Below are 2,052 nucleotides of genomic sequence, written 5' to 3' on the forward strand. Positions count from 1 at the left end.
CCGCGTCCTGCACGCGGTCGGTAAGCTGGAGCAGGTAGTCGTCCTGCTCCACCACCACCTCCAACCACACGGGCCGTGCAGGGCTGCCGGCCTGGGCGGCGGCGCGCATCAGATCCGGCAAGGCGGTCAGGCTGCCTGCCACCGAGGCCATGGGCTGAAAGCAGGGAACGGGCAGCGGCGTGACGGCCTGCAGCCCTTCGGGGCCCAGGTCCACCAGCAGCATCTGCTTGGACTGGCGGACCTCGTCAAAGCTCAGCGCAATGGGCGAGCCGCTGTAGCGGATGTGCTCCAGGCCGCCCACTTTCTGCGGCTGGTGGATGTGGCCCAGGGCCACGTAGTCGGCGGGCGGAAAGGCCGAGGTGGGGAAGGCGTCCAGCGAGCCCACATAGATTTCGCGCACGGACTCGCTGCTGCTGGCGCCCACGGTGGTGAGGTGGCCCGTGGCGACGATGGGCAGGCGCTCGCCGCGTGTGGCGGCCAGCGCATCACGGCGAGCGATGGCGGCGTCGTGCACGTTGCGGTAGCAGGCCTCGATGGCGGCCTGCAGCGCCTGCTGTTTTTGCTCGGCGCTTTGGCCCGCCTGGCTCAGCATCACGTCGCGCGGGCGCATGAAGGGCAGGGCGCAGACGATGCAGCCAGGCATGGCAGGCTGGCCCGGCCGGCGCCGCAGCGGCAACTCCACCACGTGGCTGGCCGTCTCGCCCACGGCGGCAACCACGGTGGTGTCCAGGCAGGCCAGCAGCTCGCGGTTCTCCGCCAGCGTGGCCACGGAGTCATGGTTGCCGCCCAGCAGCAGCAGGGCCACGCCCGCCGCGTGCAGGCGCACCACGAGCTGGCTGTACAGCTCGCGCGCATAGCTGGGCGGCGCGCCGGTGTCGAAGATATCGCCCGCGATGAGCACGGCATCCACCGCCTGGGCATCGACCTGCTCCAGCAGCCAGTCGATGAGCGCAGCGTGCTCTGCCTGGCGGCTCTTGCCCATGAAGTGCTGGCCCAGATGCCAGTCGGAAGTGTGAAGAAGGCGCATGGTTTCGGTATCGCGGTATCGGTCCAATGTCCGCCGGCTCTGGCGGGGGCGACAGTATGGTCGCTGGCGCGCATGGGTGACAGCAGGACGGCTTGCCGCAGCTAACATCCCGGTTCGCATCAACCAAGGAGACACAGGCATGTTCAGCCACGTCATGGTCGGGGTCAACGACCTCGAAAAATCCAAGCAGTTCTACGACGCATTCCTGGGCGCGCTCGGCATTGCGCCGGGCATGGCCAACAAGAACCGCTATTTCTACCGCAGCGCGGGCGGCACGTTTGCCATTTCCACACCGATCAACGGCGAGGCCGCCTGCCACGGCAATGGCGCGACCATCGGCTTTGCGACGCAGTCGCCCGAGCAGGCCGACGCGGCCCATGCCGCCGCCGTGGCAGCCGGGGGCGTGACCTGCGAGGATCCGCCCGGCTGGCGCGAGGCTTCGCCCGGTGGCCGGCTGTACTTGGCCTATGTGCGGGATCTGGATGGCAACAAGCTGTGTCTGTTGCATCGGCCGCCGAAGGCCTGAGCGAATACCGCATCCCGGCATATACAAACCCCTCTGCGCCATACTCCCGCCCGAACGCGCCCACCGGGCGCTCACCCCCAAGGAGAATGCGTGCAATCAGCAAGTGACCAGTGGTTCGACGAGGCGTACTACCAGCGCTACTACTTCGACAAGAAGACCAGTGTGGTCGACACCGAGCATGTGAACCGGCTGGGCGCTTTCGTGTGTTCCTATCTGAACTATGTGCGGGTGCCGGTGCGCCGCGTGCTGGATGTGGGCTGCGGCATCGGTCTGTGGCGCGAGGCGGTGCAGCGCCACTTCCCCGGTGCCAGCTACCACGGCGTGGAGTTCAGCGAGTACCTGTGCGGGCGCTTCGGCTGGGAGCGCGGCTCGGTGGTGGACTATGCGGCGCATGATCCTGCAGAGCCCTTCGATCTGGTGATCTGCCAGGGCGTGCTGCCCTATCTGAGCCCGCCGGATCTCAAGCGCGCGCTGGCCAATCTGGGGCGGTTGAGCCGAG

General features: G+C 67.8%; 3 protein-coding genes. 2 read left to right on the top strand and 1 reads right to left on the bottom strand.

What is annotated here, in order from left to right:
• Positions 1-1,027 (bottom strand): exonuclease subunit SbcD (sbcD, locus tag L995_RS25680; protein ID WP_047474137.1); only part of this gene is annotated, 1,027 nt, incomplete at its 3' end.
• Between the two features lie 139 nt (positions 1,028-1,166).
• Here sbcD and L995_RS25685 point away from each other — a divergent pair.
• Both L995_RS25685 and L995_RS25690 read left to right on the top strand, forming a co-directional pair.
• Entirely contained in the window at positions 1,167-1,553 is a 387-nt protein-coding gene (locus L995_RS25685) for a VOC family protein (protein WP_012202828.1), read from the top strand.
• 90 nt (positions 1,554-1,643) lie between these two features.
• On the top strand, positions 1,644-2,052 hold a 409-nt coding region (locus L995_RS25690), incomplete at its 3' end, for a class I SAM-dependent methyltransferase (RefSeq protein WP_047474138.1).

Origin of the sequence: Delftia sp. ZNC0008 (assembly GCF_000799035.1) — a bacterium.
GTDB classification, from domain to species: domain Bacteria; phylum Pseudomonadota; class Gammaproteobacteria; order Burkholderiales; family Burkholderiaceae_C; genus Comamonas; species Comamonas tsuruhatensis.

Excerpts from the sequence above, each read along its gene's own strand:
- L995_RS25685 (WP_012202828.1), top strand. The coding sequence starts at position 1,167 with ATGTTCAGCCACGTCATGGTCGGGGTCAACGACCTCGAAAAATCCAAG.